The sequence below is a fragment of the Bradyrhizobium sp. WSM3983 genome (genome assembly GCF_000473045.1).
Taxonomy (GTDB): Bacteria; Pseudomonadota; Alphaproteobacteria; order Rhizobiales; family Xanthobacteraceae; genus Bradyrhizobium.
The window spans coordinates 38,003-44,202 of the sequence record NZ_AXAY01000048.1 but is presented as its reverse complement, the minus strand read 5'-3'; the positions used below and the strand labels follow the sequence as shown (position 1 = coordinate 44,202).

Genomic DNA, 6,200 nt, shown 5'->3' with positions numbered 1-6,200 from the left:
GTCCAAACTGGCGGTGTGATCTGCCACGCGCCGACGAACGATCTTCGTCACCTTCGCCACGCCCTCGGTCAGGAACCAACATTTGTGGTGCCCGTCCATTCGGTAGACCCAATGCTGGCTATCGGGNGTCGAGTTGCCGGGGCGTCCCAAGCATTCCGCTTGCGGCGGAGAGGTCACCGTAGGTTGTGGGGCAGCAGTATTGAAGATATCCGCAAGAGGATTGGCGGACGCGTGCTCCGTCGAAAGAGTTTCAACAACAAGAACCAAACTGACGAAGCACAATCGCAAATAACCGGACATCGAAAACTCCCGGTGTCGCGCCCCCCGGCATGACCCTTCGTACCGACATAGGCGGCCATGCGGCTCAAATCTGGCGGCGCCATGGATTCATTGTGCTCCTGACGTGAGCCACGGGCCCGAATGCAAATCCGGTCCGTCCGCTCAAGGTTGCAAAACAGGGCCCCACCGTCATGGGGTCGAGTCCCGGCGGCCGCCGGACATCACTCCTTCGGTTTTCTGCGCGATCAACCGCTGTCATATTCGTGCTGGGGTGCATCGGTCGTTAAGGGTTGGTTTAGTTCCCGGCATGATCATTGGGGACCACAAGGGACCCGAGCATGCAATTGCACCATGCCAATACCTTGGACGTGATCGAGACGGTCGTGTGGCCCGTCACGCTCGACCGATCGGATTTCTCGACCTCCAATCGAGATGAGGTCCTGGCGCTATTGGCGCCAAGCGGTCATTCAAAACCCACTATTTGGCTCGTCGCGCTCGCATTGGCTGGAGGTTTTGGATTGGGATGGGCTGGTGCCCGGTATGCTGCTCCTGCAACCATCTCGGCTCTCAATCCAAATGCTCGGATAGAACCGGCTTCGCGCCGCATGCCGGACACAAAGTCAGGCGGTAAGGCCGAAAGCGCCCGAAAGATAGCATCAGTATCAAGCTCGCGAACACCGCCCGGTTTAGGTCAGCCGTCCACAGTCGCGAGCCTTGCTCCGAAGCTTCTGGCCAAAGCGTCGAGTGGGGTGCAATCGGCGGAAGCTTCGAACCCAGTCTCTTCGGTTATCGAGGCGGACATGTCTGTGACCGGCTCGCTCGAGCCTGCGGGGCCGCTCCTGTCCGTCCCGGAGACAAGACCAACGACTATTGGGGGGTGGGCAGTCCTTGACGTTCGCGGCGGAACGGCGGTGCTCGAAGGGCCCGATGGGATTCGAATGGCAGCACGGGGGGACGTGGTCCCCGGCATCGGGCGAATCGATTCTATCGTGCGTTGGGGCAACCGCTGGATAGTTGCAACAGCTCGTGGATGATCTCGACGCCGTAGGCGTAAACGCTTGCGACGAAGAGGCATGCCATCCATTCGTGTTGTCACTCGCCTCAGTTCGCGGGCCCACGTGCTTGCAACTCAATTTCCCCGTGCAATCTAGCCAAGTTTCGCACGAGGCAAGCGGTTTCGGCGCGAAAGCCACGCGCCTTACCTCCACCTACTCCGCTACCTAGCTACGTCAAACGACTGGACGTGCAAGGAGCCTCAGTCGCCGCCACGCGATCACGATTCCGGTGATGCTGAACGCGACTCCAAGCGTGCATAGGACGACAATCATCGCCGTGCGTAAGCTTGGGCGTGCCATCAAGGCGGGGAGATCGAATGTGTGCAGCGCGCGGTACAGCCAGCGATAGGTCCGACGCTGCGCGTCAAGCTTTTCCAGCTTGGCGCCGCTCGCACCGTCCACCTGGTACCACACGTCTCCGCAGACGGATCGATAGACCGGAGCCGATGCAACTTCAGATGCAATCAAGTAATCGTCATCTCGCTCGACAGCCCTGGTGCTCGAGCAGCCGCCGACGGCGCGGGAGATGACGGCATTGACCTGATCGGCCTGCAAGAACGATGAGGAAGGACCACCAGATGCTGGAACGACCACCGAGAGCTGCTGCGCATCGACGCCCGTTCGAATACGTTGATAGATGCGATCGCCGAAAGCGAACCACTCGATCTCGCGGGCGGCGGGTGAAACGGATTCGGGTGCTGTCGACGTCAGTTCGCCCCATGCCGGCAATCCCGCGATCCGGTCCGCTTCCGATCTGGTAAGCGCGCCGGTGGAGAAGAGGCGGCCGTGGTCCATCGATAGCCAGCCGCTGACAATCCAGGTCATCACGAAGACCGCACACGCCAGTCCAAGCCAGTGGTGCCAGGCATGCCACTTGCGGTAGGGAGACACGATACGGTCGCGCACCCTTCTGAGACGAAGAACGCCTGCGATCAGGCCCGACAGTGCGGCGATGACAGCAGCAAGCGACAGCCACCAGACCGTGACGTTCCAGGCCATCCAATTCTTGCGCAGCACAGTCGGATAAATCCAATGCGCGACGCTCCCAACATAGTTCCAGGCACGTTCATTGCGGGTCGTATCCCTGACGATTTCGCCGGTGCGTGAGGAGACGTACAGCTCCGTTCCCGCAGAATCGTTCAGAGCAACGCGGTAGAGAGGTCGGTGCGCGTCGAGGCCGTTCGGGACCGTCCATTGGTCGTAGTCCGCTAATTCCGCCAATATGGCGGCAGAGGCGTTCAGTCCGCGCAGGCGGGCATGCTCGGACGCAATTGCGAGGGCCAATTGCCCGGAATCAACGTCGGCCGCACGCAGATCGTCTGCATGCAGGGCTTTTATTCCTGAGGCTGCCGACACCAGGTACACCGGACCGTCGTTGCGCTGCCAGAGACGCACGCGCGTGACGTTTTTCAGCGTGCTCGCCGCGACGGCTTCGCCGGGACCGCGCTTCACCGTGGATGGGCCGATGGCGGGTAATCCTGCGAAACGCTCCGCTTCGGTCAACTCCGGAAACGGCACGAAGTGCATCACAATGCCGGACCCGAACCACATCGCGAACAGCAGACAGAGCGGGATGCTCAGCCAGCGATGGACAAGGACCAAGACACGCAACGGGCGAACGCCGACCATCAGAACTTGAAGGAGGTTTCGATTTCGTAGGTGCGCGCTGCGCCGAGGAATATCTGGTCGGGATAGAACGGATCGCTCCATGCCGCATATTTCTTGTCGGTGAGATTTCGGACCCGGAACGTCACCCGGGTGTTGTCGAAAGTCGGAAAAGCTTTCGACTTGGGGATGTCGACGAACGCGAAGGCGTCCGCGGTCGTATAGGCGAGCATCGTCACGGTATTGGCATCGGTGGTGTAGCGGTCGCCGACATGCCGGACCGACACGCCGAGCTCGACCGGCAGCCAGCCCGGATTGAGGAAGCGATAGGATGCGCCGCCGTTCACGATGAGCGCGGGGATGTTCGGCGGCGTGTTGCCGGAGAACGAGCCGCCGGTGAAATCGTAGTCGGCATAGCGCGCGTGGACGTAGGCGACGTTGCCCCAGAGCTTGAGCTCAGGGATCGGGCGGACGGCTGCTGCGAATTCGACACCCTGCGACCTCACTTTTCCCGCGAGATTGAGGGTCTGACCGGCCTGCGCGGAATATACGTTGTCGCGCTCGATGTCGAAGGCCGAGAAGGTCCATTCGGCGCGGCCATTCCACAGCAGATTCTTGACGCCGGTCTCGTAGCTGCGTGCTGTGGTCAAAGTCAGCCGCTGGGTCGGGTTCAGCAAGAAGATGCTGTCGGCGGACAAGTCGCTCGCCGTTGCGTATTGACTATAGAACGTCATTCCGGGAAGCGCTTCCCAGGTATAGCCGATGCGTCCCGTGACAGGGTCCCAGTTCGCCGAATAGGGAAAGCCGGCGTTGCTTGCTCCGAACTTGTCAGTCGAGGTGCGATCGAGCTCAAAGGGATTGTAACGCAGGCCACCGATCAGGGCGAACGTCGGCGTAATCTTCAGCCGGTCCTCAAGATTGATGGCCACGCTGTCGATGGTGGCGGTCTGTCGCTTCGTCGTCAGCGAGCCATAATATCCCCGATCGGGATCGACCAACGCGACGTGGTCGCTCGGGAAGTTCGCCGCCCCGGGCCGGGTGAAGTCGAGGTGATACGCCTCAACGCCCGTTGCCAGGCGGTTTTCCATGCCGAAGAAGCGCGAGTTCCAGATCACATCGGTGTTGTTGCCAACCGTGTTCTGGTTGTGATGCACGAAGAAGCGCTCGCGGTCGATCGGATCGGTAACCCGTGTGGCGTCGGTATTGAAGGCGCTCACCTCGTTGTTGTACCAGTCGCGGCTGGCATTGTACTCGTAGGTCTGGCTTCGCAGCGTAACGTCGTTCGTCAGATTCCACTCAAAACCGCCGCGCGCCCAAGTCTCCTTGATGGTCTTGTGGTTGTCGAGCACGTTGTAGTTCGTCGTCAGCGTCCGGCCGTCGATGGTCACCGCTCCGAGATTGCTGCTGTTGTAGTCCGACACTTTTGTGCCGGATACGATTCCGTTCGTCGCGTATGGACCGCTGAATGCGACCGGGGCCAGCGGCGTGCCCTCGTAGGGATGAGCCTGATAGTCCTTGTATTCGACGGCGCCGAAGACCTTGAATGATTCCGACAGGCGGTAGTCGAGTTGGCCGGAGACGTGCAGATTCCTGGCGTCGGTATCGTCGATGAAGCCATTGACGTCCGACCGGCTGATGTCGAAGCGATAATCCAGGCCCTTGATGTTGGTGCTGCCGCCGGACCCGTAGCCGGTACGGTAGCTGCCGAAGGAGTCGAAGCCGACAAATGCTTCGTTCTGGATGGGCCCCGTGTGCGGCGCCTTCGTGACATAGTTGATGGCGCCGCCGACCGCGCCCTGCCCTGACATCAGCGACGATGGACCCTTCAGGAACTCGACGCGATCGAGATTGAATGTCTCCATGGTCAGCGCCGTGAAGCCCGTGGGCCCGATGTTGATGCCGTTATAGGTCACGTTGACCTGGTTGCCCTGGAAACCGCGCATGGAGAACGACACGTCGTTCGGCGCGTCGCCAGCGGTTACGCCGGTTGCACCTTTTACCGCGTCGATCGTGGTGTGGTAGCCCTGCTCGCGGATCGTGTCGGCACCGACCACTTCGACGGTTGCGGGAATCTCCCGCGGAGTCAGTCCCAGCCGGCTCGCGCTGGTCGTCACCACGTTCGTGTTGAGCGGCGTCGCCGGGGCCTGCTGCTGGCCTTGCGACTGCGGTGATGCCTCGGCGGTGGCTGGTGGTCGCAGAGTTCTGTTTGTGAGGGAGACGCGGCGGCCTTGCCGAGAATTCGAAGGGCGAGCGGTCCTTGCAGTTGTTCGTTTTTGCGGCGCGTCCACGGTTACGGGTGGCAGCGATGCCCCTTGGTTGGCTGCTGACGAAGGCGTCTGAGCTTGCGCTTCAGCCACAAAAGGCAGGACACCTGCCGCCCCGATCAAGAGACCCGATAGAGACACTGAACAAAACAGATAACGCATACTTGCCCCCAACCCGCCGGCCGCCTAGCACCCACGTCACGGCTTCACAACGATGACCTAGTGTAATAACATTACACTCGTCAAGGCCCTCCCAAGCGCCGCGACGGCCAGTTGGAGTGTACGAGAACCATGCTCGATGCGATTGCGGTGACCAAGCAGTTTGGCGCCAAACGTGCCCTGGACAATGTTTCGCTCAACGTGCTGCCCGGCGAGATCTATTGCCTGCTCGGGGCCAACGGCGCGGGTAAGACGACACTGGTCAATCTGTTCTTGAACTTCCTCCAGCCGACATCCGGTAGCCTGCAAATCGGCATGATCGACGTCGTGCGCCATCCCTTGGAGACGAAGCGCCTGCTTGCGTACATCCCCGAACAGGTCACGCTTTACGGCGTGCTCTCGGGCCTCGAAAACCTCGCGTTCTTCTCTTCGCTCGCAATCGGTGAGCGCTTGCCGCGGCCGCGGTTGCTTGAGCTGCTCGAGGCTGCGGGCCTGCCTCGTCAAGCCGCCGATGACAGGGTCGCAACCTATTCGAAAGGCATGCGTCAGAAGGTGGGAATCGCCATCGCACTGGCCAAGAATGCCAAAGCCCTGCTGCTCGATGAGCCCACCTCCGGACTCGACCCGTCCGCAGCCAACGAATTCTCGGAGCTTCTCGTCAAAGCCAGCAACGACGGCGTGGCGGTGTTGACGACGACACACGATCTTTTCCACGCCAAGCAGACCGGAACCCGCCTCGGCATCATGAAGCACGGGCGGCTGGTGGAAGAATTGAGGAGCGAGGATGTCAGCCACGCCGATCTCGAAGCGCTCTACCTCAAGCACATGAAGAGCTGAC

Annotated in this window: 3 protein-coding genes and 1 pseudogene; 1 reads left to right on the top strand and 3 read right to left on the bottom strand. The window is 60.9% G+C overall.

Translation table 11 applies throughout. The features are described from left to right. The 3 genes and pseudogenes from YUA_RS52190 to YUA_RS0138600 all read right to left on the bottom strand — a co-directional run. Window positions 1-300: pseudogene (locus tag YUA_RS52190) on the bottom strand (hypothetical protein); the annotation flags it as partial. Window positions 301-1,508: 1,208 nt separating this feature from the next. Beyond that, window positions 1,509-2,963, bottom strand: coding sequence for a PepSY domain-containing protein (locus tag YUA_RS0138605; protein WP_035972851.1), 1,455 nt, complete (start codon window positions 2,961-2,963; stop codon window positions 1,509-1,511). Further along, a complete protein-coding gene (locus tag YUA_RS0138600; protein ID WP_035972848.1) occupies window positions 2,963-5,365 on the bottom strand; it encodes a TonB-dependent siderophore receptor in 2,403 nt (800 codons plus the stop codon). The genes YUA_RS0138605 and YUA_RS0138600 overlap by 1 nt, the downstream gene beginning before the upstream one ends. Window positions 5,366-5,494: 129 nt before the next feature. On the opposite strand from YUA_RS0138600, the gene YUA_RS0138595 reads away from it, so the two are divergent. Continuing rightward, the gene (locus YUA_RS0138595) at window positions 5,495-6,199 is read left to right on the top strand and encodes an ABC transporter ATP-binding protein (protein WP_027535433.1); all 705 of its coding nucleotides are present in this window, start codon (window positions 5,495-5,497) and stop codon (window positions 6,197-6,199) included. The last annotated feature ends 1 nt before the right edge of the window (window position 6,200 follow it).